General features: G+C 46.0%; 24 protein-coding genes and 1 pseudogene. 16 read left to right on the forward strand and 9 right to left on the reverse strand.

The window, feature by feature from the left end; all coding sequences use genetic code 11:
- Positions 1–122: 122 nt before the first annotated feature.
- Positions 123–629: a DUF3087 domain-containing protein gene (locus tag AB8599_RS18780; protein WP_407333260.1), complete on the reverse strand. Its 507-nt coding sequence runs from the start codon at positions 627–629 to the stop codon at positions 123–125.
- Positions 630–848: 219 nt separating this feature from the next.
- Here AB8599_RS18780 and AB8599_RS18785 point away from each other — a divergent pair, with 219 nt between their 5' ends.
- Positions 849–1,778, forward strand: coding sequence for a hypothetical protein (locus tag AB8599_RS18785; protein WP_407333261.1), 930 nt, complete (start codon positions 849–851; stop codon positions 1,776–1,778).
- A 176-nt stretch (positions 1,779–1,954) separates the two neighbouring features.
- On the opposite strand, the gene AB8599_RS18790 is transcribed toward AB8599_RS18785, so the two are convergent.
- Together AB8599_RS18790 and AB8599_RS18795 are read right to left on the reverse strand one after the other, a co-directional pair.
- Complete coding sequence (locus tag AB8599_RS18790) at positions 1,955–2,182, reverse strand: inner membrane CreD family protein (protein WP_407333262.1); 228 nt, start codon at positions 2,180–2,182, stop codon at positions 1,955–1,957.
- Positions 2,183–2,213: 31 nt separating this feature from the next.
- Positions 2,214–4,343, reverse strand: coding sequence for a type I secretion protein (locus AB8599_RS18795; protein WP_407333263.1), 2,130 nt, complete (start codon positions 4,341–4,343; stop codon positions 2,214–2,216).
- 750 nt (positions 4,344–5,093) lie between these two features.
- On the opposite strand from AB8599_RS18795, the pseudogene AB8599_RS18800 reads away from it, so the two are divergent.
- A pseudogene (locus tag AB8599_RS18800) lies at positions 5,094–5,594 on the forward strand (hypothetical protein); the annotation flags it as partial.
- Between the two features lie 77 nt (positions 5,595–5,671).
- Here the strand turns inward: AB8599_RS18800 and creD are convergent.
- A complete protein-coding gene (gene creD, locus AB8599_RS18805; RefSeq protein WP_407333264.1) occupies positions 5,672–7,117 on the reverse strand; it encodes a cell envelope integrity protein CreD in 1,446 nt (481 codons plus the stop codon).
- A 516-nt stretch (positions 7,118–7,633) separates the two neighbouring features.
- Here creD and AB8599_RS18810 point away from each other — a divergent pair.
- The 6 genes from AB8599_RS18810 (at position 7,634) to AB8599_RS18835 (ending at position 11,690) form a co-directional block, all read left to right on the forward strand.
- Positions 7,634–7,822 carry a helix-turn-helix transcriptional regulator gene (locus AB8599_RS18810; protein ID WP_407333265.1) on the forward strand — a complete coding sequence of 63 codons (189 nt, stop codon included), beginning with the start codon at positions 7,634–7,636 and terminating at the stop codon, positions 7,820–7,822.
- 129 nt (positions 7,823–7,951) lie between these two features.
- Positions 7,952–8,545, forward strand: coding sequence for a peroxidase (locus AB8599_RS18815; RefSeq protein ID WP_407333266.1), 594 nt, complete (start codon positions 7,952–7,954; stop codon positions 8,543–8,545).
- Between the two features lie 10 nt (positions 8,546–8,555).
- Positions 8,556–9,683, forward strand: coding sequence for a helix-turn-helix domain-containing protein (locus tag AB8599_RS18820; RefSeq protein ID WP_407333267.1), 1,128 nt, complete (start codon positions 8,556–8,558; stop codon positions 9,681–9,683).
- A gap of 200 nt (positions 9,684–9,883) precedes the next feature.
- Entirely contained in the window at positions 9,884–10,648 is a 765-nt protein-coding gene (locus AB8599_RS18825; protein ID WP_407333268.1) for a dual OB domain-containing protein, read from the forward strand.
- A complete protein-coding gene (locus AB8599_RS18830; protein ID WP_407333269.1) occupies positions 10,645–11,085 on the forward strand; it encodes a DUF488 family protein in 441 nt (146 codons plus the stop codon). Before AB8599_RS18825 ends, AB8599_RS18830 begins: the two co-directional genes overlap by 4 nt.
- A complete protein-coding gene (locus AB8599_RS18835) occupies positions 11,085–11,690 on the forward strand; it encodes a DUF4326 domain-containing protein (RefSeq protein WP_407333270.1) in 606 nt (201 codons plus the stop codon). Before AB8599_RS18830 ends, AB8599_RS18835 begins: the two co-directional genes overlap by 1 nt.
- A 621-nt stretch (positions 11,691–12,311) precedes the next feature.
- Here the strand turns inward: AB8599_RS18835 and AB8599_RS18840 are convergent.
- Positions 12,312–13,274 carry a transposase gene (locus AB8599_RS18840; protein WP_407333271.1) on the reverse strand — a complete coding sequence of 321 codons (963 nt, stop codon included), beginning with the start codon at positions 13,272–13,274 and terminating at the stop codon, positions 12,312–12,314.
- Between the two features lie 203 nt (positions 13,275–13,477).
- On the opposite strand from AB8599_RS18840, the gene AB8599_RS18845 reads away from it, so the two are divergent.
- Positions 13,478–14,026 carry a hypothetical protein gene (locus AB8599_RS18845; RefSeq protein ID WP_407333272.1) on the forward strand — a complete coding sequence of 183 codons (549 nt, stop codon included), beginning with the start codon at positions 13,478–13,480 and terminating at the stop codon, positions 14,024–14,026.
- A gap of 190 nt (positions 14,027–14,216) precedes the next feature.
- Positions 14,217–14,678, forward strand: coding sequence for an exoribonuclease R (locus tag AB8599_RS18850; protein WP_407333273.1), 462 nt, complete (start codon positions 14,217–14,219; stop codon positions 14,676–14,678).
- A gap of 239 nt (positions 14,679–14,917) precedes the next feature.
- Here AB8599_RS18850 and AB8599_RS18855 read toward each other — a convergent pair whose 3' ends face one another.
- Genes AB8599_RS18855 through AB8599_RS18870 form a run of 4 tightly spaced genes read right to left on the reverse strand, consistent with a single transcriptional unit; the run spans position 14,918 to position 18,345 of the window.
- The gene (locus AB8599_RS18855; RefSeq protein WP_407333274.1) at positions 14,918–15,493 is read right to left on the reverse strand and encodes a hypothetical protein; all 576 of its coding nucleotides are present in this window, start codon (positions 15,491–15,493) and stop codon (positions 14,918–14,920) included.
- Entirely contained in the window at positions 15,493–16,080 is a 588-nt protein-coding gene (locus tag AB8599_RS18860) for a hypothetical protein (RefSeq protein ID WP_407333275.1), read from the reverse strand. The genes AB8599_RS18855 and AB8599_RS18860 overlap by 1 nt, the downstream gene beginning before the upstream one ends.
- On the reverse strand, positions 16,077–16,622 hold the full coding sequence (locus tag AB8599_RS18865; RefSeq protein WP_394208781.1) for a sigma-70 family RNA polymerase sigma factor: 546 nt from the start codon (positions 16,620–16,622) through the stop codon (positions 16,077–16,079). The genes AB8599_RS18860 and AB8599_RS18865 overlap by 4 nt, the downstream gene beginning before the upstream one ends.
- 19 nt (positions 16,623–16,641) lie before the next feature.
- Positions 16,642–18,345: a vWA domain-containing protein gene (locus AB8599_RS18870; RefSeq protein WP_407333276.1), complete on the reverse strand. Its 1,704-nt coding sequence runs from the start codon at positions 18,343–18,345 to the stop codon at positions 16,642–16,644.
- A gap of 209 nt (positions 18,346–18,554) precedes the next feature.
- On the opposite strand from AB8599_RS18870, the gene AB8599_RS18875 reads away from it, so the two are divergent.
- The 6 genes from AB8599_RS18875 (at position 18,555) to AB8599_RS18900 (ending at position 23,028) form a co-directional block, all read left to right on the forward strand.
- Complete coding sequence (locus AB8599_RS18875) at positions 18,555–18,908, forward strand: hypothetical protein (RefSeq protein WP_407333277.1); 354 nt, start codon at positions 18,555–18,557, stop codon at positions 18,906–18,908.
- A gap of 239 nt (positions 18,909–19,147) precedes the next feature.
- Positions 19,148–19,663: a transcription termination/antitermination protein NusG gene (locus tag AB8599_RS18880; RefSeq protein WP_407333278.1), complete on the forward strand. Its 516-nt coding sequence runs from the start codon at positions 19,148–19,150 to the stop codon at positions 19,661–19,663.
- Between the two features lie 221 nt (positions 19,664–19,884).
- Complete coding sequence (locus AB8599_RS18885) at positions 19,885–20,196, forward strand: cupin domain-containing protein (RefSeq protein WP_407333279.1); 312 nt, start codon at positions 19,885–19,887, stop codon at positions 20,194–20,196.
- 84 nt (positions 20,197–20,280) lie between these two features.
- Entirely contained in the window at positions 20,281–20,937 is a 657-nt protein-coding gene (locus tag AB8599_RS18890) for an alpha/beta hydrolase (RefSeq protein ID WP_407333280.1), read from the forward strand.
- A 209-nt stretch (positions 20,938–21,146) separates the two neighbouring features.
- Positions 21,147–21,620 carry a 2TM domain-containing protein gene (locus tag AB8599_RS18895; RefSeq protein ID WP_407333281.1) on the forward strand — a complete coding sequence of 158 codons (474 nt, stop codon included), beginning with the start codon at positions 21,147–21,149 and terminating at the stop codon, positions 21,618–21,620.
- Between the two features lie 310 nt (positions 21,621–21,930).
- Complete coding sequence (locus tag AB8599_RS18900) at positions 21,931–23,028, forward strand: substrate-binding domain-containing protein (RefSeq protein WP_407333282.1); 1,098 nt, start codon at positions 21,931–21,933, stop codon at positions 23,026–23,028.
- Positions 23,029–23,032: the final 4 nt, after the last annotated feature.

Consider the following 23,032-nt stretch of genomic DNA (forward strand, 5'->3'; position numbering starts at 1 on the left):
GGGGGGAATCTGTGAATTTGAGTGAAGTGTTAATAAGGCGGCCTCTACTTGGTGTTCATTCAACGCCGTGTTGAACCTGTTTCACCGTTGGAGGCATACCTTCGAGTGCTTGAAACTTTCGATTAAAATGCTTTAAGTAACGCTGATTTGTAGTTTGTAATGTCTAGCTGCACATTGTACTCGCGTACCCACTCATCAAGCTGTGCTTGTGCGTCATTGAGGCTGCTCATGGTGATGGTGTTGTCGTCCAGTTGCCACAGCTGGCGAGAGCCTTCATAGCTGAACTGAAGCGCTAACATGGCATCTTGGTTGCCCTGTTTGGCTGCCGCAAGGAGCTTTCTGTTCTTTCGATAGATTGCATTCAAGGCTTGTTTGAGATCCCACACATATGCCACTTCGCGCATTTTAGGGTGAGTTTTCAGTTTGAGCAGTATCATCACCAGCGCAATCGTGCTCACCACCACACCAAGTAAGTTCCAATGAAAGTGAGAACCCGATTCAGAGGGGAAAATTAGTATCAATGTCTGAGAGATCGCCAAGCTCGATATCGCCAAACTGGCAATGCAGGCGACGATCACTCGGTTTAAACGTGAACGGTATAGTGTCTTGTCGATTTTCTCTAACTGCATGGGTCATCCAATGTTCGTGGCCTGCCTGACATCATATCGACAGTCTCCAATAGGGGCCAATCATACATCTTTCAATCGATTGAATAAGACCGACTTTGTTGCAAGCCGTGTCTTTTAAGGCGAGCCAGAAAAAAGAAGCAGGTTTTGTTGTCGCAAGAAGAGATACATTGACGCACTTAACCAGTAAACTGCGGACATCAGAATAAGCGTAAAGCGGCCATGCAAACTCACTCTCATACATTGATCGATATCCCGTTCAACCAGCGCCACATTTGCTGGTTCTGTGGTGAACCCTCATCGGAAATTCTTCATTTTCCACGCACTGCCCGGAAAAACGTCGAACATGCGTTGTTGGCGTTACCGGCATGCAAAGAATGCGATGCCATTAAACATAATCGCGATTTGAAATCCATTTGGCAGCTACGCGCTCACGTTAAACAGGCGCTCATCTCCAAATACACTAAGCACCTCGCCATCGGTGAAAACTGGACCAAAGAAGAGCTCGACGAGAGTGAATTCTCAGGGTCAATATTGGGCGGCTTTGGTGAAAGTGCCTGGCACATGTATGAAATTGCCAAACAGCGCGTGGCGTATGAAGGTTGGCCACTGATTGTCGATGGCCTGACTTTCGATGCGATGGATGATACGAGCAGTTTTGAATTCAACGGCACATGCTATGCGTCACTCCGCAACTGTATCGACTTCTTTGAAAAAGCGAGCGATATCGACAAAGAACTGCTCACACAACTGGTTGAGATTGTCACCCCTGCGCGTTTTGCTTATGCGTTAAAAATCGCGAAATTGAATAAGCGAATTTCCCCTGCTCGCCGAACCCAAATCATTGATGATCTCGCTATTGAAGAAGCTGAAAAGCGCGAAGCCGCAGCCCAAAGTGCGCTTGACCTATCCATTGAAGATGTTTCGGTTTCAGGCACGATTGCGCCGAGCTTTGCCATTCAGTGGGCAATACAAAAAGGGGCGAGCACGCTTTCTGAATTGTGCCCGTTAGAAGATGACTACTTTGACGACTTCCAACACCTTGGCGGCGCGGCGGCATTTGCCTCGTACAATGGTTTGCAGCTGTATTTAGAAGCGCGAGAAAACGCAGCGTGGGTTGAAGCCAATGATCCGAATAAAGATTTGTGGTGAAGCGTGTTGAGAGAGAGAGGGAGAGGGCGGCTTTGTGTTCTAGCCATAATCCGTCCTTCCCTCGATTCTGACGTTTACCTTATCTTCCCTTTCTCGTCATAAACATCAAGACCAACAGCACCAGATAAAACAGCGTCATGGCAGCACCCACCATGGCGTATTGCAGTGCCGACAAGCTATGTGCATTGCCTTACTTCGATCGTGCTTTGGTAAACGAGAGACTGATAAATGCCTCGAGTTCGAAAGTCATGCGTTAATCCTGCTTTCAGATCCAGCGTTGCCCGTAAGATCACGACTTCGTCGTAGCGACGTGTCCGACGTTCACTCACTTCTTTCACTTCCCCCTTCAAACCTAGCGGGTAAGAGGGGGAGGTGGCACGCGGGAGCCACAGCGTAGATTCCATTTATCGCAGTGTACTAGAACGCGAAAGCCTACTACATGCCAAAGATATCTTGACCGTCTTGCAAGAAGTGTTCAGCGTCAGTCCAGATAGTGATTGCATTGTCCCCTTTGACAAAGACATAGGCATCTAACTCTGATACTTGCGTATCAGTCAGACCCATAAAAGCAATCTGCTCTGCTGAGATGACCGCAGTTGAAGTCGCATCAGCATCGTAATTCCAGTTAACAGCTTCTAGGTTAAATGTATCGTCGCCTTCACCTAAATATGCGACAAAACCATCCCAAGCACCTGGGTCTACCGAAGTCGTACTTTGGAAATCATCAGATTGAGCATCAATAGCGTAAGCATTTGCAGTCACCGTTTGGTCACCCTCTCCTGCCGCTACGATAGCTTCAACCTGTGCAATTGGTTTGGGGCCTGACGTGATACCATATGACTTACCAGTCAGATCAACATTTGCATCCCCGTCTACTAGAATCTTGTCAAAGCCACGGTCACCAACGTAAATCGTTTTGTTTTCCTGCAAGAACGAAAGATCAGAGAAGTCGGATTGGTCAAAAATCATCGTGTCGTTGCCTTCACTCCCAACATAGATATCTAAGCCTTCACCCCCATCCATGATGATGTCATCTTCGTATCCCGCTTGCAGGTAATCATTACCAGCTCCACCGTACAGAGAGTCATTGCCACTCGCTCCAAGCAAGGTGTCATCACCATCACCACCATAGATAACATCGTCGCCGTTACCACCATTGATGGTGTCATTGCCACTACCGCCGTAAATAACATCATTACCGTTATCGCCACGAATATTGTCATCGCCAGCATCACCGTAGATCACATCGTCTCCATCTCCGCCACGAATAGTATCGTCATTGCTTTCGTCGTTAACAACTTGGGTCAGAGAAACGTTATCAATCAATGCCCCTAAATTCTCACTCTGCGCAGATGATGAAAAGCGCAAGGCAATTGATTCAACACCTTGTGGTACAACAATTTCATCATTGAATTCCAAGAAACCTTCGGTAGATGACAAAGCACCGATTTGTGTCTGATAAATGACCTCTCCGTCTTGATTTAGCACCACAACATTGAGAGGGCTATTTTCAAATTCTCCCATTTGCTCTCGGAAAGCATAATTGAAGCTCAATGCTAAAATACTGTCACCTTCTGCTGTAAGGTCAGCAGTCGCAACTTCTTGTTGGACCCACAAATGTCCATTCACATTCATATCCAAAACGGTATTGCTTTGACTATTTTCCCCTAAACCATCAATCGCGCCCTGATGCGCGGTTATTTTGTAAGCACCAGGCGTATACCAACCAAGAAATTGATGGTCTCCTAATACGGCTGTAGCGTCACTTAAGTTGTCACCCCAACCTTCCATATCTCCGTTGATAATGAGATTTTTAGCAGCATCACCGTAGATAACGTCATTGCCGTCACCACCTTGTAAGTTGTCGTTACCATTACCTCCATGGATAACATCATCGCCAGACTCACCAAAAATTGTGTCATTTCCGTCACCACCATCAATTACATCATCAATGGTGTTTGACGCAGTCAAAGCAACGTTATCAATCAGCGCTCCAGAACCGTCAGCTTTTCCATGGCCAGTGAATTTAAGAATCAAGCCCGACGTCCCTTCAGGGATAACAACGTCAGCATCAAAGTTCACAAAGTGATCGTTACTCTGTGTGTTGTCAAAATACTGCTGGAAGATCACATTGCCATCTTGGTCGAAAACTTTGACTTCAAAAGGGCTGGTATCATCAAGGAAAATACCCTTCTTCTTAGCGATTTTATATTGATTCGCATAGTCAAATGAAAGTGACAAGGTTGCGTCACCACTCTTTGTAAGGTGCGATACATCGACGTCTTGTTGAATGGATTTGTTGTTCTTACCACCATCTAAATCTATCACGGTGTTCGAATCAGAATTACCAAGTGCCTTTCCCAGCTTTCCTTGACCTTGGTGCACTTCTATTGGGCCATTATTGTGGGTATACCAACCTGAAAAATCATGGTCTTTTATTTGTGCATGAGCTGAACCTGAGTCGTTGCCCCATGATTCCATATCACCATTTACTAATAGATTCTGTTTTTCGTTCTGGTTTCCGTAAAGAAAATCCGCATCCTTTGTTCCGTTGATCTTTGACATACTTTGTCCTTAACTTTTCTTATTCTGGAAGAATTGCAACACTGAAGATGTGAAGATCTAATTTTACACCTTATGGTTTTGGAATTTAAATTATGCCAAAAGCACTTCATGGAAATAATTTCAAATATGAGAAAAATTACAAAAATAGTCGCATTTAAAACTGATAAGTAAAAAATAGAAAGCACCAAAAAGAACCACATTGAAATTCACAAAGAATCAGTAACAAGTTGATATTGCTGGATTAAATTTAACTATTGGCTTCATAAAAGAAAATGGATTAATCACTATAAAATTGTTCACGCTTTATATTACTCTGGGCAAAGAACATAACGCACCATGAAAATTAAATGGAACACAGTGTTGAATAAATCATGTGTTATTAATTTTTTGGCGCAAAATGACAGAGGGTTGGCACATTATAAGATTTACAAATAAAAAAATATCCACTTTAAATTGAGAAGTTAATTTTAAGCCATAACCTCAGGGACAGTCACCGTTATAGAAAGGCTATAGAAAGGAAACAACTAACTTGTCGATCAACTACTGCTATAAAGATAGATTTATCAGAAGTACACTCAAGATCCCCAAGTCACTAGGTCTCTCATCAAGTCTCACTAAATCTGGGAACGGGAGACAGCATAAAAACAGGCGATTGCCTGTTAGTTGATGAAGCTGAGGTAAGGAAGGAGAAAGTGTAGCCGACAGGCAGTCTAAGCCCCGATATGAACCTCAGGGACAGTCACCGCTATAAGCAGTTTTGAATTCAACGGCACATGCTATGCGTCACTCCGCAACTGTATCGACTTCTTTGAAAAAGCGAGCGATATCGACAAAGAACTGCTCACACAACTGGTTGAGATTGTCACCCCTGCGCGTTTTGCTTATGCGTTAAAAATCGCGAAATTGAATAAGCGAATTTCCCCTGCTCGCCGAACCCAAATCATTGATGATATTGCCATTGAAGAAGCTGAAAAACGCGAAGCCGCAGCCCTAAGTGATCTTGACCTATCTATTGAAGATGTTTCGGTTTCAGGCACGATTGCGCCGAGCTTTGCCATTCAGTGGGCAATACAAAAAGGGGCGATCACGCTTTCTGAATTGTGCCCGTTAGAAGATGACTACTTTGACGACTTCCAACACCTTGGCGGCGCGGCGGCATTTGCCTCATACAATGGTTTACAGCTGTATTTAGAAGCGCGCGAAGACGCCGCGTGGGTAGAGGCGAATGATCCGAATAGGGATGTGTGGTGAAGCGTGTTGAGAGAGAGGGGGAGGGCGGCTTTGCGCTATAGCCATAATCCGTCCTTCCCTCGATTCTGACGTTTACCTTATCTTCCCTTTCTCGTCATAAACATCAAGATCAACAGCACTGTCACTAACAACCCACTGCCCATTAGCAAGGCGTAGTCTTCGAGTCGCAGGATGGAGTATAAGAGCGCATACAAACCGACAAGCATAGACAGCATAATCACGCCTCTCCCCACGCTGGCCGTTGCGCTGCCCACATATGCTGGAATGCTGATCAAGGGAATACTCGCTGCCGCCATGAATGCCATGGTGAAATTCATGTGTTCAGAAAGCGCCAATAGCACCAGATAAAACAGCGTCATGGCAGCACCCACCATGGCGTATTGCAGTGCCGACAAGCTCTGTGCATTGCCTTGCTTCATACCAAGTTCAAACATCATCAGTACAATAAACGTCAGCGCAACAAACAGCAGGCCGTACTTCAATGAGCGCTCAATCTTTCCGTAGTGGGTGTTTGGCTCAAATAGCTGGGTATAAGCATTCGCCTCGTCGAGATTGATGCTGGCAGAATCAACAAACACTTGCGGATAATTTCGGCTTAAATGGCTGATATTCCACGTGGCAGAAAAGCCGTTATCGTTAATGTTTCTCGCCGTTGGCAGTGCGCCCACAAAGCTCGGGTGCGGCCAATCTGTTGTTAATTCAAACGTTGAGCTTTCCCCTAACGGCAAGAAACCAATTCCTTGAGAACCACGCAAACGGATTTTAAAATCCAACGTAAACGGCACGGGTGTTTCCGCCAGCGAGATAGGACGATGAAAGCCACGTTTCAGTGCATCAGTGTCCAGCCCTGTGCCCGACATCAAACCCATTTCAGCGGGTAGCCCTTCTCCTGTCACCGTGAACATGTCTACGCCATCAATCGCTTTGTTTGCGGATAACCCGAACACCAAACGTGCAGAATCAAAATGGAAGGTTTCGAGGTTAGCAATATTGGGTAGCGCAAATTGAAAATCAGCCTTACCTTCGAGCGTGCTTTGGTAAACGAGAGACTGATAAATGCCTCGAGTTCGAAAGTCATGCGTTAATCCCGCTTTCAGATCCAGCGTTGTCGGTAAGATCACGACTTCGTCGTAGCGACGTGTCCGACGTTCACTCACTTCTTTCACTTCCCCGTCACCCGTTGCCACCTCTTGAATCACCACATAGGTGTAAGGCAACACCAAAACTGGCCCCGCCAAGGTTTGCTCACTCCCCCACGATTGACCAATTTCATTCACCACGTCTTTGTACAAATACTCCCGCTCGTTCGCCATGTCATGCACCATGGAGAGTGGCACGATGGCGAGCAAACAAAGCACCAAGGCCAACACGCCTTTTAATAACAGGGAGCTGCGCGCTTGCACCTCAGGTAAATCAATATTGATGTTTAAACGGTTTAGCCCTGTTTTGACTAACACGAATGCGCCAAAGCCAAAAACGGCGAGCAGCAATAGGGCGAGAAGCCCAAAAATTAAATCAGTCATGAGTCTTCCTTGCGAATGATTGGCGAGATGATGTGTGAATGGACATTAAACCAGAGCAACGAAGTCACAGGCTGGCAATGTGGTGATCAATAGTGGCGAGAATATGGCGTGATGGTTTGGGTTTGTTTTGCGTGTTTGGTACACCTAGGTTCAATGACAAGCTGATGCTGAACTTTCTGGTCATCCGGTGATTTGATGATGAAACTTTAGCGGGAAATCATAGGGGTCCTTGGCCGTGTTTTTGAAAGATCTTACAAAGATCTTACTGGGACAGTCATCGTTATACCCTTACTCGGGCCGATCTGATCTGGCTCGTTTCTGCCCCAAAGTTGCTTAGAGCCATTATTGAATGCGACTCAGGCAGCATGTGCTTGCCATACTAAAAGTTATCCATTTTATCCCCCTTAAACCCTAAAAATATGCCACTTATTTGATATTGGAGCCAGTTGTGTGGATCCCTATGGACAAAAATTACATACCAGTTTCTTCTGAATAAACCAGAAGAGAGTACACACCATGCAACTTTTCAATCTAAAGGAAGTGATTTACCTGACAGAGCTCAAGCGTTCGAGTATCTACAAGTTTATGGATGAGGGGCATTTCCCGAAAAGTAGTTCGATTGGTTGGCGGTCAGTCATGTGGAGACTCTGTGATGTGGATGATTTGATAGCATTGAAGATTAAGGCAAGAGATTCGTTGATTTAAAGTTGTGGACATTCTTCATGTGCGTTAACAAAACTAAACCCAATTGACAAATTGAGGAAAGTGCAAGATAATCGCTTTGTATTTCACCAATCCCGTATGGGGCTACACAGTTAATCAGGAAGTGACTAGATGAAACAACCGTGGGAACTCAATCCAGCTCTTTCTAGCGAGAAAATAAAGTGGTTGGCATCACTGATTCGAGATATTCGAGATGATGTTATTGACAGGCATGATGATGAGTTAGGGGATTCGGCTCGAAGCACCGGCCTTAGGGCTTATGAATGCTGTCGAACTAGAATTATAAGGGCGGCCGCAGCTGATGGTGATTGCGATTGGCTCGGGATAGTAAAAGATGATGGTAAATTTACATTTTCAATTGATTCTGTCCCAGTGCGATTCTTTAGGGGTAAGCCATCTAACCCAGAGGAGCGCAGGCTCATTCCTTGTGTGGAGGCTTTATCTCAGATGAGCTTACTTCCGGTTGAGGTTGGAGATGCTGCTGCGATTGTTTGGTTTTTTGCTGTTGAAGTTGATGAGTTTAGATACGTAGAGCGTGTAACGTTTACGGGGTTCTTGGATAGCGTGCAGGTGTCTTGTTGGGACATCCCGCTGGATGTGAAAGTAGCTAGTATTGGGCTTGTTAGCTCAGAACTTCCTGAGCCAGTTATAACGCAAAAAGCTTCTGTTTCAATAAAGGTAAAAGAGAAACAAGAAGCCAAGTGATGGTTAAGATATGTCAGTAACATTTATTGGAGAGCGGCTAAGGCTTGCTCGCTTGCTTAAAGGGTGTACTTTGCAGGAGTTGGGAGAGGCTGTCTCTGTGACTCGTCAAAGTATCCATCAGTACGAAAGCGATGTTCGAGCACCAGCGGATGATGTGAAAAATGCGCTTGCAGAATTTCTGAAGGTTTCTCCAGACTTCTTTTGCTTGCCTATGTCCGGTGATGTTAAGCCCGAGCAATGCCACTTCCGGAAAAGGCAAACCACACCAGTAGGTGTTAAAAACAGAGTTCAAGCATACAGTACAGTTTTGGAACAGCTTGTTGAGCAGCTACATGAGCACCTAGATTTACCTGAGAATAGATTTAACTTAGTTGATTGCGATAATTTGCCAGAATTAACACCACCAATAATCGAGAGAATTGCCGAGGGTGCTCGTGAGCGATGGGGGGTTGGTCCTGACGCCCCGATTGATAACATGGTTAACGTTCTGGAAAATCAAGGCGCAATTGTCACTAGTTTTGATGGCGTTTCAGAAAAGGTTGATGCTCTATCTGTTAATAGGAAATACCCGATAATAATTCGAAATACGGCGAAAGAGAGCGTATGTAGAATGAGATTTGATTTGGCTCATGAGTGTGGCCATTTGGTCATGCACGATGGAGTGGAGACTGGGTGTAAAAAAACGGAGCGCGAAGCTGATGCTTTCGCATCTGCATTTTTGTTCCCAAGAAAATCTTTCTCGAGAGAATTTCCTTTTTGCATTCAATCTAATGGGCAAATCAACTGGCCAAAAGTTTATCAGTTAAAGTTACGCTGGAAAGTGAGTGCAAGAGCAATCATTTACCGTGCACATTATTTAGGGTTTATAAACGCCCAACAGTATCGGTCTGCAAATGTTTGGTTTAGTCAAACTCGTCAATCGAGGCAGGAGCGCTATGATGACCAACTGCCGCTTGAGGAGCCGCATGTGCTCAAAGATAGTTTGGAACTACTAAAAAGCCATCTCGGCATTTCGTTTGAAAAGCTTTCTGAAAAACTTGGTGTTTATCCAGAGCTATTGGCTGAAATCTCGGGCGTCAAATATACATCAGAGCAGTCAGGCGAGTTTGATGATGTAGTTGTGCCATTCAAATTCTGATCAAGCTTCAGTTTTCGCTCATACCCCATAGGGCTGGCTATTGATAGCCAGCCTTTTTTCAAGATGCTGACTGGGTGCATGGTATCTTGAGTTTAACCATTTGATCTGTATCACTCCCTTGTGAAGTTATCCCACCCTAATAGTATGCTTTATTAAGTCAATGATATATATTGTTTTTTCTGTATGTCTAGGGGCTTCGCATGGATACTGTTCAGGTCGTAATATTGTCTAAATCATATAAAAATGGTGGCAGATGCATAGCAGGAAAAGTTTGTGAATATGTTGGTGAAAAGACAGTTCGCTTGCTTGAATGGACGCGTCCGGTTTTAATCGACACTGATGGTAATGCGATTGGGCCAATCACAGAAAGTGAATACCAATACACTCGCGGTGGGTATTTGCAAGTGCTGGATATTGCTCATATCCCAAAGCTTGAGGATTGCACTGTTTCTGGTCAGCCGGACAATTTTGTAGTCGAACGTCGAAAAAAATGGGCTAGACATAGCCATTTTAGGGCCGACTGCGTTTTTAACATTGTAGATAATCCTGCTGATATCTGGTTGGATGCAGCAACGCAAACTAACAAAGTTACAAGAGCATATGTAGAAGAAGGGCGCGTTACTCAGTCGCTATATTTAATTCGACCAGAATCGCTGCAGGTGACTTTATCTAACAAATATAATGAATGGAAAGAAAGGTACGATAAGAAATCGCTAGCATCCTTTAGATACAATAATGTGCTATATGAGGATATTTCGATTACTTGCCCAGCAGCTAGGAAAATGCTGAAAGATCATTATCCTAATCAAGGGGGGGATGATGTTACTTTTTCTCTTCCTGACGGTGATGAGTATGCTCTGGTGTTAAGCTTGAGTCCTGTGTTGGAAGCTACGGGAATGCATTACAAGTTTGTGGCGACCATCTTCGATAGTTCTGGCTCACTTCAAAAGGACTTCAAAGCGTGAAAATTTACACAATTGGATTTACAAAAAAGAGTGCGGAGACTTTTTTCGAATATCTGAGGTCGTCAAATGTCAAAACTCTCGTTGATGTTCGTTTGAACAATGTCTCTCAATTGGCCGGTTTTGCGAAAAGAGATGATTTAAAGTTTTTCCTAAAAGAGTTATGTGATGCTGAGTATGTTCATGCTCCAGAACTAGCACCGACTAAAGATATTTTGAAGCCATACCAGAAGAAAGAAATTTCATGGGAAGCATATGAGGATAAATTTCTAAATTTGATGGCTCAAAGGAATATAGAAAAGCAGATATCTGCCAGTATGCTAGATGATGGTTGTTTGTTGTGCAGTGAGCATGAGCCTCATTTTTGCCATAGAAGACTTGTTGTCGAGTATCTTAAATTGCACTCTGGAATTGATATAAACGTAAAGCACTTGTTTTGATGAATAATTTACTTATTTTGTATCCGAATGCGTTTAAAGCTTACTCAAAGTTTGAGAGGAAGCTTGAACGAATCACAAGCAATATGGACAATTTTCGTCTAACTACGCCAGATGACGGTAATGGTTTTCTAGCGCAGTTTGCAGAAAGTCACAGTCTAAAACCTGAAGTGTTTGTGGTTGATGATTGGTTTGGTTCACAACCAACTCATGCCGTAGTGTTTGACGATGGGGAGGAGTTTTGTGATGAAGTGGTGCTTATTAAGCAACTCGCAGTGCCTCTTAGAGAGATTCGGATTGCTATAACCAGAGTTGTTAATATCAAGACAGACCCCAAATTCAACATTCAAGTCGATACGCCTGGGTTCACATATATTGGTAGGGGGTCATATTGGGGAAACCCATACTCAATGTTTGAAGAAAACGAGACTAGGGAAGAGGTGATTCGAAAATTCAAATACGACTTTGACTTTGAAAAGTTTCCAAATAAAGAAAAATCTGAAGTGTATAAATTGGCCGGGAAAAGATTGGGCTGCTTTTGTAAGCCCGAAGCTTGCCACGGTGATGTTTTGGCTGATTTTTTAAATGCTTGGGATGATGGAAAGTGAGTCAAACTCATAGCGAGCTGACAGAGTATCCCCTGCCTTAAACGACAGGGTTTCGTTTTTATACCGCAAGTTTCAGCCCATTCTGCCCAGCCATAGTATAAGTTGCCCTTGGCAGCTTATACTATATGTTCGCTCCAGCCCCCACAGCAACCGTGCATGCGGCTCCGCACAGGGTGGTTCATTTAGAACACCTAACTTTTCTGGTTAGGATATTGAACGGCGACTCATCCGTATCTCAGTGAAAATAATCCCGCTTTTTTTAGGTAATTATTACTCAGTAAAACTTACTAGGACAGTCACCGTTAGAGAACGGCACCAACTAACTTGTCGATCACCTACTGTTGTAAAGATAGATTTATCAGAAGGACACTCAAGCTCCCCAAGTCACTAGATTTCTCATCAAATCTCACAAGAACTTACTAGGACAGTCACCGTTAGAGAACGGCACCAACTAACTTGTCGATCACCTACTGTTGTAAAGATAGATTTATCAGAAGGACACTCAAGCTCCCCAAGTCACTAGATTTCTCATCAAATCTCACTAAGTATGGGAACGGGAGACAGCATAAAAACAGGCGATTGCCTGTTAGTTGATGAAGTTGGGGTAAGGAAGGAGAAGGTTTAGCCGTCAGGCAGTCTAAGCCCCGATATGCGCTTTCGGTTTAGTTGAGGTAATGCAGCTTTGATTGCAACATCGCTGCCCACTAGCCTGCCCCGCTCTATTTGGATGCAAGCTTCTAGCCAATCTGCGGGATCAAAGCCGAGCCTTGAAAGAATAGGCGGTAAAGCGCTGTTGATATGCCCACGTTTGTTGTCCCGCATTTGCCTTCCTGTCCAGTCGACAAGTTCCAGATAATCCATTAATCGAAAGGGAATACCATCGGGCATGGGTTCGCGTGGATTGCCAACAAAGGGGAAAAGGTAGGGGGCGGTGTGTTGCTCTTTTCTCAACGCTTCAATCCGTGCTTTGACGGAGGTAAAAGCGGATTGCTCAGGTGTTTCGGCAATCGCCGCACGAACGGGGTTTAAATCCACATACGCCATGGCTGCTGCCAGTGCTTTTTCATCAAGCAGCGCTTGGCTTTTAAAACGACCTTCCCAAAAGTGACCCGTACATTGGTCTTCCCGATTCGCTTCCAAAGCGATGTGTTGATTGAGCAACCGCATAAACCAACTGATGCTGGTCAGTCGCTCTCGCCAGACTTCGATAATTTCTTCACAACGTTCACGCTCAGCTTCGGAGAGTTTGTCACCGCCCATAAAGCGGTTCACCAACACCGGGCCTGAATGCAGTGACAGCCAACGTTCAGCGACCTGCTCCAGGGATAATAATCCTGCTTCTTTGGTGTTTATGTGCAAAACGACGTGATAGTGATTGCTCATAATGGCGTAAGCGCAAACATCGATGCAGAATATCTGTGCGAGCAGTAGCAGACGTTTCTCTATCCACTCTCGTCGGTGTTCAAAGCTCTTGTCTGCGTGTATGTCGTAGCCACAAAGAAATGAGCGGCGAACGCAGCGAGACACACAATGATAGTATGGCGTGGCTGATACATTGATCAGTGATGAGCGTGCTGTAGTCATAGAAGAAGCCGATAGTATGGTATGTCATAAAGCTACATGGGTTTCTATGTGTCGTCGCATCGGGTTCGTTGATTTATGGGGCTCTACTCATTGGAATGAAACTGACTGGTTTATCCTTTTCTTGAGGTGACTGTCCTTTCTTTAGGTGAGTCTTCCTTGATCAGGGAGCCAAAATTCTAGCTCACAAAGATGCTGCGAAGTGGATGAAGGCCAACCCCTATCCGGATATGGTCAATCCGACTGATACGTGGTCGGGCTCTCGCAAGGATATGATGTTTGGTGATACCAAGGTTGAACTGCATTTTCTGGGTTTAAACCACGGCATGGGCATGACCGTGTTCGTGCTACCGAAAGAGCGCATTGCCTACATTGCCGATCTGGTGACACCTAATCGTGTCATCTTTGCTGTCGTACCGGATTTCAACCCGCGCGAATGGGAACGTTCGTTGAGTGAAATTCTCGCGCTGGATTTCGACCGTGCGGTGTTTTCTCACAATGAAGGAGCAAACCCTCTTCAAGGTGGCGGCAAAGAGGAAATTCAGGCCCAACTTGCGTTCATTCAGGATTTACGCGCTGGCTTTTATGCGGAGTTACAGAAAGGCACAAACCCATTCCTGATCCCCTCAGTATTGAAGCTACCCAAGTATGAGAATTGGGTGGGTTACGATCAGTGGTTAGAAATGAACATCTGGCGCATTTTGTCGGACGAGTTTATGGGGCCTTTCCCTTGGTATGATGTAGAAGCCAAATAAAACAAAAGGCCGGAGCAAGACTCTGGCCTCTTCTCACTCCCAGCCAATCCAAGGCTCATTGTCTAATCACTCACCCCCTCTTCATTCAGCGCTCGCTGCCGAAACCTGCCGCGCCAATAAAACCGTGGCAAATCACACTTCAGCATTTAGAATGCGGCAATTGAAATCTATAACGAATTAGAGTGACCTTATGCTTCGTGATTACACCTTTGAATGTCTCGTAACCATGCCTCGCCATGAACTGGAAGAGTTTAGTGCTCGAATCATAAGCAGAATGGTGCCAGAGGACGTGATGAGCGAAATCTTCACGTTTGAGCAAGAGGAAATAGACAGCGAAGAACGCATGTTGTCAGCACGCCTTGACGCCATGCTACGTATGACGGCTATTGCACTGAATGAAAATCAGCAAGCCTTTGATGACTCAGAAAATGCCAAGCAAAACAGTGAAAGGATGACGCGATTAATCCTGTGGCACTTCTATGCAATATCGTTTCGATTGGAGCAAGCAATTTCCCTTGAAACGCATTGTGAGCACGTTGAAGCAACACTGAAAAATGCACCTGTGGATGTATTTGGTTGGGTTAACTGCCTGACTGAGCTGCTTCACACCTATGCCGACATCAGCGCGAAGCAAAACCCTCAAGGTGACTGAATAGCTGGATCGGACGCCCTGCGCTGCTGTTAGTACTACCTGTTAACGATCGCTTATGCCGCCGAGGTCGATTAAGAGCCTCGTTGGCATCAGTTAGTTTTGACGAATCCCAAAAATTCAACGTGGCGGATAGTAAAGTGGAATTGAGCAGTATTAGGTTTCGCCAACTGTGCTTGACGTGTTCATAACGTATATGAATCTTCTTTAAACAGGCGTTAATAGCGGGTTTATATGCTTGATTAGACATCAGCGATGCTAAGGTCTTTGCGCAGGATGTCGCAGACCACATCGATATCATCAATGCTATCAAAAACAGTATCATTGCTAAAATGTCGGGCAGACTCTCTCGCTGTATCGGAGTTAATGTCGAGTAGGAATTTCGTATATTTACTTTCTTTTCCTGTCCAAAAACGAATCGTTCCGTAGGACGCACCATAATATCGTGTGACTTGGATTTTTGTTTCAGGGGTGAATTCAATAGATTGGATGGCGCCAGAGCGTTCAATGATTGCCCGCTTATTGGTCAGTGCATAGACGGTATTTTTTCGGATTAACCTGTCATGTGTCTTGTTGCCATATAAAAAGTAAAAAAGGGTCAACGCCAGAACGAAAACTGCCGAAATACTCGATAAGCTGCTATTCATGTTTATGACTGCGGTGATAACTAATGGCAGTCCCAGCATGACCAAAACCAATGTAGAACCTATATTGATGCTGTCACCTTCGCGACTGATTATTCCCTGATGAGGTTGTCCACACCAAAGAATGGATTCGGATGCTTCTAGCGGCGTGTTGAGACGACTATCTGTATTCATCATTCCTCCTCAAGCAGGCGTTTGAGATGAGCTGGCAGCAAGCCATATAACGCTGGCTGTTCGTCCAGTTGCTGTTTAAGCAAGGCAATGGCCTTTTGTTTCTCGCCCTCTGCAAGCAGGCTTTCCACTTCTGCAAATGGACTGAGCTTGGCTTTCATTGCCGCGCTGGATTTTGCTTGCGGTGTGCGTTGGCTATCCATCGATTTAAAGGCTTCGGTTGGCTGGGATTTCAGCAGAGATCGCTCTTCCAAAGGCGCAGTGTCGGCTTCTATTTCTATTTCAGCCTCTATCGCGGATTCCAGTTCTAGGCTTTCTGCTTGCTGGAGGTTTTGCTTTGGTATTGGCGCTTCCATTAATTCAATATGAGCCGGTGATTGCAGGCTTTGATCAACCCACTTCCACGGTGCGAGCAAGGCAATGAATCCGACCGTGGCGGCGACGCCTGCATACGTCCACCAAGGAACCGGTTTGCGAGTAGCGGATTTTGCATGGGCAAGAATACGATTATCCAAGGCATCACTTGGGGTTTCAGTCGCGCTTTCCTTGTACAGCGCGACGATGTCTTCATCTTTGAATGGCGCTGTCATTGGCGTTCTCCGAGTTTTTTCGTCAGGCACTCACGAAGTTGCTCCATCGCATAGCGAAGGCGTGTTTTAACGGCTTCGGCTTTTGCCCCCAAGATTTCGCAGATCTGTGCGGGTTCAAACCCCGCTTCGTGGCGCAACAGAAAAGCTTCGCGCTGCAAGGGCGCCAATAAGGCCATGCAGGCTTTGATGGCTTGCGGTTTATCGCCGTCCATGTCTGGCGTGTGCTTTTGTTCATCGCTCAGGGTCTTGGCGTAAGCGTTAGACGACAGGTTTTTCCGGTGCTCATCAATCACCAAATTATGGGCGATATGATAAAGCCAAGTGGTGAACTTAGCCGATGGTGCGTAGCTTTCGCGCTTATCGATCACACGATACCAAACATCCTGATACAGCTCTTCTGCGCGGGCATGCTGGCTTGCGCCCAGTTGTCTGACGAAGTAGCGATATAACGGATTCTTATGGCGTTGATACAGTTCAGCAAAGGCACGTTGTTCGCCCTTGCTGAAACTCACCATCAGTTGTTCGTCAGTTAGACTGTTCATTAAAGGCTTTGATTGTCCATTACAGGCTCTGAGCGATCTCCACTAAGCTGATGAATTCACCACGATAGTTGTGCGGATCGTCGCCTCGGTTTTCCCGCGCGATATCAGCAATTTGACTGTAGGCTAAACCATCCACGTAGTGATTGTCTTTGAGTTTCTGCGCAAAGGCAGCAACGGCGGTGGCAAATTGAAAGTCGGTACTTGCTTCTGTGAACTGGCGTTTGTCTTTGTTGTTATTCACCAATTGGGTGGTGAGCTTGCTTTGTTCTTCGCCCGGCAGTTTGTATCGGACTTTGACTTGCGCCAGTTCGTCACCAAAGCCGGTTTTGCCAGATGTATTGACCTGATAACGAAGATCGTCAATGCGGCCTTGGTCGCCAACGAGTGTCACCTCATAAAGCGCGGTGACAGTATGGCCTGCACCAATCTCTCCGGCATCAACCTTGTCGTTGTTAAAATCTTCATCGCGTAGTTTGCGGTTTTGATAGCCGATCAAACGGTATTCTTTGACGGTGTTAGGGTTAAATTCGACTTGAATTTTCACGTCTGATGCAATGCTTTGCAGTGTGCCGCTCATCTGACGCAATAGCACTTTCTGTGCTTCATGCAGGGTATCAATATAGGCATGGTTGCCGTCACCGATATTGGCCAGTTGTTCCATCATGGCGTCGTTGTAGTTTCCGCGTCCAAATCCAATCGTGGTCAGAGAAATGCCGTTTTCACGTTCCTCTTCCACCAAATCTTTCAGTGCATCCAGGCTGGTGACGCCGACGTTGAAATCGCCGTCTGTCGCCAAAATCACGCGATTAACCCCGTCTTTGATAAAGCCATTCTTTGCTTGTTCATAGGCGAGCCTAATGCCACTTTCACCATATGTGCCACCACCTGCTTGCAGGCTTTTCAGGGCGTTGATGATGGCTTGTTGATCATCACCTTGGGTTGGTTCAAGCACCACGGAAGCGTTGCCGGCGTATGTCACCAGACTGACTTTGTCGTCGCTGCCAAGGTTCTTCACCATCAGAGAAAGGCTTTGCACTAGCAAGGGCAGTTTGTTGGGTTCGTTCATTGAGCCGGAGACATCAACCAGAAACACGAGATTCGAGGGTTTTCGCTCGTTGATAGGAATGTCATAGCCTTTGAGTGCAATACGCAAGAGTTGACGTTCTGCATTCCAAGGCGCTGTTGCCAGCTCAGTGTTGACTGAAAACGGTTGAACCTTGCTGGACGGCGCAGGGTAGTTGTAGTCAAAGTAGTTGATGAAAGCTTCTTCGCGAATGGCATCCGCGGGTGGCGTATTTCCCATCTTGAGGTAGCTGCGCACATTGGCGTAGCTGCCTGTGTCGACATCGACTGAAAAGGTTGATAACGGGGTAGTCGCGACCAAATGGGTGCTATTGCTCGGGGTGTCGAGATACTTATCGCGATTTTCTGGCTCGAAGAATGGATCGGCAAGGTTAGGGGCAGGGTTTGGCATCGACATCACCGCCAACTGTTTATGCGCAGCACGGTGATAGGCGATTTTTGCTGTTGGAGAAGATGGCATGACTTGAATGGCATCGGCTTCTACTACTTCCACTTCCACTCGTGACACCAAGACTTCTTCCTGAATGGCAGGGGTGGGCGTTTCTTTAGCGTTTGGTGTGTTGTCATTGATAGATTCTGAGCAGCCAATGATAACCGTGAGTGCTGTTGCAACAGCAATAGAGACTTGATTACGCTTCATATCCCGATCCTTTTTATCGTGGGTTTTTCGATATAAACGGGCGAGTCTCTGAAAGGGGTGAAATATTTTCTCACTTTTTTGTGTGAGTACTGCGGGGCTGTTCTGCGCATTAGGCACTGCTGCCCTTGTAGCGTTCTGGTATTATCTGGGCGAGCAGAAAACCCGTGTTGTTGTTTTCTGCCTTTTTGCGTTTGAAGGAGAACGAATTCATGGATCTGAAAGGTCTGGAAAAATACTTGGCGTTAAACCGCATTGATTATAAAGAAGCAACGGATAACGACGGTTTGCTGATAAACCTCGGCTTTCTTGTTGGCCGTGTCCACGTTAAGTACGACGAAGAAAGTAAAACGTTCAACTTCAATGACAAATCGCGTTGGATCATTCAGGTTGTTCTGATGGCATTGATGCTGTTCTTCCTGATCTCAAATTTCAACGTGTACACGCAAGTTCAGCTTTATACCTGTGTGGGCGTCACCATCGCGATGTTTGGCATTTTTGGCTATAAAGAAACGCGCATTAAACAGTTGAAGCAGGCAATTACACGTGAGCATACGGCATCTTAGATGAACGAAGCGCAGGCTAGTGCCTGCGTGATGTGACGTTCATCCAAGCAAGTCAGCCTCAATATGAAACTATCTCACGTCATCGGTGTTTTTCACTTCTCTGTAAGGGGCTGAAGCGATACTATCGCTCCGGAAAATCGGCATCCGCCGTGTAAGTGTTTGATTGTTAAATCCTCATTGCCTTAAATGCCAACCTTGTATTTTTCTTGTTGGCACTCGCCCAAATAGGAGATCGCGAATTGCATTACTATCGCTGGTATGCAGTTTATACCCACGCCAATGCTGAGAGCATGTTGTTCGAACATTTGCTGGCAAAAGGGTATGACGTATATCTGCCACGTCGGGCCATTAGACAAATGATTGGCATCAAAACCAAGACCACGTATGAGCCATTGTTTAAATCTCATGTGTTTGTGCGCACCCTGCCTGAGGGATTGGCTCAGGTGAAGCACGCGCCAGGTTTCTCACACATGATCAGACATGGCAATTATCTCGCCGCGATTCCCGAAACGCACATTGTGAAAATTAAAACTATTCTTTATCACTATGATGAATCGACTTCACTCGCCAACAATCTTGTTGATGGTGTCACGGTCGCCGTTATCAACGGCCCGTTAAAGGGGCTCACGGGGTTGCTGGTTGACGGTGAAGGTGAGCGTCCGATCGCGATGGAAGTGGGTCAACTTGGTCGATCAATTTTGGTGAATGTTCCGATGGCGACTGTTTTTCGCACCGAACTGCCTACACCCGCTTAAGCCTGTCACGCATTCGCGCGTAAATCCTTTGCGTGCGATGTGTGACGCTCAATTTTCTCCCATCCACTTCTCGATTCATTCCGTCTTTGTCTCAATACCTGAAAGGCCATTTGCCAATTTATTGCTGAGAAGTCGCACTCTCCACTCAGAAATTGCCGATAACACGCGCTATTCTCTTTTGTACGCATTGATGACAATGGTTGAGCCATAAGGACGAAAGGATGAAGATTGTTCGTAGCGGGGAATTCACAGCCGATCGTGCTTGGGGCGCGAAAGATATTGCCAACATGAATGGCGTTACCACTCGGCTCCATTGGACCGACGAGCCCTACAAATGGCATATCAATGAGGGCGAAGAAGTCTTTGTTGTGCTTAATGGCGTTGTAGAAATGCGCCTTCGTGAAGAAGGAATTGAGAAATCTGTGATGATGCAGGCGGGGGATATATTTTATGTTGCCGCCGGCATGGAACACGTTGCCAAGCCGTTTGGAGAAGCACGTATTTTGGTGATTGAAAATGAGGGCAGTGTTTAACGGCAACGGCCAGTCGCCATTTGTCTTGCTTCGCTGTATCGTTATGTTTATCAGGCATAACGATATCAATACGGACAGACAACAATGCTTAAATGTGTAGAAGTGGAACCCCAAGTCACCGCCACGGCCAGCGTGATTTGGTTACATGGTCTTGGGTCAAATGGTCATGATTTTGAAGCCATCCTACCCGAACTGCGTTTACCGGCATCGGCACCCGTGCGATTTATTTTTCCGCATTCTCCCTCCCTTGCTGTCACCGTCAACGGCGGTATGGTCATGCCAGCGTGGTATGACATTTTAGAGATGGGGGCAGGGCGTAAACTCAATACTGAACAATTGTTGGCATCTGCAAAAAGCGTCACTGATTTGGTTGAGCGAGAAATGGCACGTGGCATAGCGTCAGAGCGCATTATTCTGGCAGGCTTTTCTCAAGGCGGCGCTGTCGCGTATCAAGCGGCGCTGAGCTTTCCCCATCCACTGGCTGGTTTGCTCACATTATCAACCTATTTTCCGACCTCCGACACCATTGAGTATTCAGCATTAAATCGCGCGCTTCCGATAGAAATCATGCATGGCAGTTTCGATCCTGTGGTATTGCCGGCAATGGGAGAAGAAGCACGAGACGACTTGCTCGCTGCGGGCTTTACGCCAAATTGGTCGACGTATCCCATGGAACATCAAGTCTGTATGGCGCAGATAAAAGACATTGCAGCGTGGCTGTCGGTGCGTTTGGGTTTGTGATCTCATGGTACCTATCTGGGCTGTTTCGTGACATTCGTCGTGCAGTCGGTTTTCTGTCGTATTGCTGGCGGGCTAAGTCGATACCCGTGATGTACAGTGCTAAGTATATGTTTTTAAACAACTGTCAGGTAAGTGTCACGACGGTGTCGTAGCCAGTGTTCTCCGGTTTTCTGTAGATTGAAAGGGCACACAGCAGAAAGGATTCAATAATGATTGTCAGAAAACTCAGGTTACAGCGCGGTTGGTCTCAAGAGCAGCTTTCAGAGATGAGTGGGCTCAGCGTTCGCACTATTCAACGTATCGAACGTGGAGACAAACCGGGCCTGGAATCACTGAAATCTTTGGCTGCTGTATTTGAACTTCAAGTATCAGACCTTCAAAAAGAGCCGGAGCCAGAGATGACAGCAGACATTAAAATTACAGAAGAAGAAACACGTGTTCTCAACCAAGTGCGCGAAATCAAGGGGTTCTACTCCCACCTTGTCACTTACGTGTTGGTTATTGCGGGATTGTTCATTTTGAACTTTATGACCAGTCCTGATTATATCTGGGCATGGTGGCCAGCCATGGGGTGGGGGATTGGCATTGTTTCCCACGGTCTTAGCGCCTTTGAAGTGCTGAATCTCTTTGGCCCAGAATGGGAAAAGAAACAGGTTGAGAAAAGGCTAGGGCGTAAACTTTAGTATGTTGGTTATTAACGCGCTAACACCAGCTATCTAGCAGACACCACCGCTCAAAATAATCATGTGAAAGACCAGCAAGCAAGTTGGTCTTTTTTCGTTTAGGCAGAAGAGGTAGATGGCTTTCGCCGTCACGACCTGCTGACTACACCATCTGCTACTTTCAAACCCGTTATTAAACCTTGCCACACTCTCTACTCACAACATCTCCCTTTATTGGTGCATTTTTTCTCGATATTGACACGTTAATTATTTGCCGAAACCGGTTTCGTTAAATAGTTTTTAAATTAACGATACAAACTATGAGTGATTTATGGTTTTCAGTTCTCGCTCGGCCAATGCGGAAAAAACACAACGAAACAGACGACCGACGATTAATGATTTGGCATCTGCTTTGGGGCTGAGCAAAGGCACGGTATCGCGCGCACTGAATGACTACCCCGATATTTCCCCCATCACAAAACAGCGTGTCAGAGCAAAAGCTGACGAATTGGGTTATCGCGCATTGAGCTACGCACAAGCAGTCAAAACAGGACAAGTAAGGGCGATTGGGCTGGTGTTGAATTTAGGCAACGACAACGCGCACCGTCCCTTTTTGACCAATTTTATTGATGGGATCAGCCGTGCGGTCAGCCGTCACAACTGGACGCTAACGGTCGCTACCGCCAACAGTGAAGACGATGAACTCGCGACATTGTCGCGTTTGATTGCTGAGCACAAAGTAGATGGGTTCATTTTGCCGAGAAGCCGCGTTAAAGATCCTCGTGTTCATTTACTCACAGACGCCAAGGTACCGTTCGTGATTTTTGGCCGAATCCCCGACATAACTGGAGTCAGCTACTTCGATATTCGAGGTGAGTCAGCCATGCGCGAATCAGTGAAATTACTGGCGAAACAAGGCCACATCCGAATTGCATTTATTAATGGCGGTGACGAATACAACTATAGCCTGCTTAGAGAAGCGGGCTATCGAGAAGGGATGAAAGACGCAGGGCTTAAGGTTGATGAATCGCTGGTGGTATCTGGTGGGATCACTAAAGCGGCTGGTCATCAATTAGGACTGACGCTAATGGACTTACCGAATCCCCCGACAGCGATTGTTTGCGCGTTAGATATTGCTGCGCTAGGTGTGTACCGAGCTGCAGCAGAAAAAGGGCTAGACATCGGTTCAGAATTGGCCGTGATCGGTTACGACGGATTACCGGAAAGTGAGTTTGCATCACCCCCTTTGACGACGTTTTCTGTCGATATGCGTTACTCCGGAGAGCAACTTGCGACCTTGTTGCTGCGCCAAATCAGTGGCGAAAAACCGGAAGCGTTACGAGAGCTTGTTGATGCCCAACTGATACAGCGCCGTTCTCATTGTCATCATGATCTTAGTGATGAAGAGAGCGGTAGCAGCAATGTGTAGTAAG

This window comes from Enterovibrio litoreus, assembly GCF_045679545.1.
Classification (GTDB): Bacteria; Pseudomonadota; Gammaproteobacteria; order Enterobacterales; family Vibrionaceae; genus Enterovibrio.

Bases quoted from the DNA above. Each gene is read 5' to 3' on its own strand.
- AB8599_RS18860 (WP_407333275.1), bottom strand. From the start codon at position 16,080: ATGACAGCGCCATTCAAAGATGAAGACATCGTCGCGCTGTACAAGGAA.
- AB8599_RS18890 (WP_407333280.1), top strand. From the start codon at position 20,281: ATGCTTAAATGTGTAGAAGTGGAACCCCAAGTCACCGCCACGGCCAGC.
- AB8599_RS18895 (WP_407333281.1), top strand. From the start codon at position 21,147: ATGATTGTCAGAAAACTCAGGTTACAGCGCGGTTGGTCTCAAGAGCAG.
- AB8599_RS18845 (WP_407333272.1), top strand. From the start codon at position 13,478: ATGAAGGCCAACCCCTATCCGGATATGGTCAATCCGACTGATACGTGG.
- AB8599_RS18815 (WP_407333266.1), top strand. From the start codon at position 7,952: ATGAAACAACCGTGGGAACTCAATCCAGCTCTTTCTAGCGAGAAAATA.
- AB8599_RS18810 (WP_407333265.1), top strand. From the start codon at position 7,634: ATGCAACTTTTCAATCTAAAGGAAGTGATTTACCTGACAGAGCTCAAG.
- AB8599_RS18785 (WP_407333261.1), top strand. From the start codon at position 849: ATGCAAACTCACTCTCATACATTGATCGATATCCCGTTCAACCAGCGC.
- AB8599_RS18855 (WP_407333274.1), bottom strand. From the start codon at position 15,493: ATGAATACAGATAGTCGTCTCAACACGCCGCTAGAAGCATCCGAATCC.
- creD (WP_407333264.1), bottom strand. From the start codon at position 7,117: ATGACTGATTTAATTTTTGGGCTTCTCGCCCTATTGCTGCTCGCCGTT.
- AB8599_RS18835 (WP_407333270.1), top strand. From the start codon at position 11,085: ATGAATAATTTACTTATTTTGTATCCGAATGCGTTTAAAGCTTACTCA.
- AB8599_RS18850 (WP_407333273.1), top strand. From the start codon at position 14,217: ATGCTTCGTGATTACACCTTTGAATGTCTCGTAACCATGCCTCGCCAT.
- AB8599_RS18885 (WP_407333279.1), top strand. From the start codon at position 19,885: ATGAAGATTGTTCGTAGCGGGGAATTCACAGCCGATCGTGCTTGGGGC.
- AB8599_RS18865 (WP_394208781.1), bottom strand. From the start codon at position 16,622: ATGAACAGTCTAACTGACGAACAACTGATGGTGAGTTTCAGCAAGGGC.
- AB8599_RS18875 (WP_407333277.1), top strand. From the start codon at position 18,555: ATGGATCTGAAAGGTCTGGAAAAATACTTGGCGTTAAACCGCATTGAT.
- AB8599_RS18795 (WP_407333263.1), bottom strand. From the start codon at position 4,343: ATGTCAAAGATCAACGGAACAAAGGATGCGGATTTTCTTTACGGAAAC.
- AB8599_RS18825 (WP_407333268.1), top strand. From the start codon at position 9,884: ATGGATACTGTTCAGGTCGTAATATTGTCTAAATCATATAAAAATGGT.
- AB8599_RS18840 (WP_407333271.1), bottom strand. From the start codon at position 13,274: ATGACTACAGCACGCTCATCACTGATCAATGTATCAGCCACGCCATAC.
- AB8599_RS18900 (WP_407333282.1), top strand. From the start codon at position 21,931: ATGGTTTTCAGTTCTCGCTCGGCCAATGCGGAAAAAACACAACGAAAC.
- AB8599_RS18790 (WP_407333262.1), bottom strand. From the start codon at position 2,182: ATGGAATCTACGCTGTGGCTCCCGCGTGCCACCTCCCCCTCTTACCCG.
- AB8599_RS18780 (WP_407333260.1), bottom strand. From the start codon at position 629: ATGCAGTTAGAGAAAATCGACAAGACACTATACCGTTCACGTTTAAAC.
- AB8599_RS18820 (WP_407333267.1), top strand. From the start codon at position 8,556: ATGTCAGTAACATTTATTGGAGAGCGGCTAAGGCTTGCTCGCTTGCTT.
- AB8599_RS18870 (WP_407333276.1), bottom strand. From the start codon at position 18,345: ATGAAGCGTAATCAAGTCTCTATTGCTGTTGCAACAGCACTCACGGTT.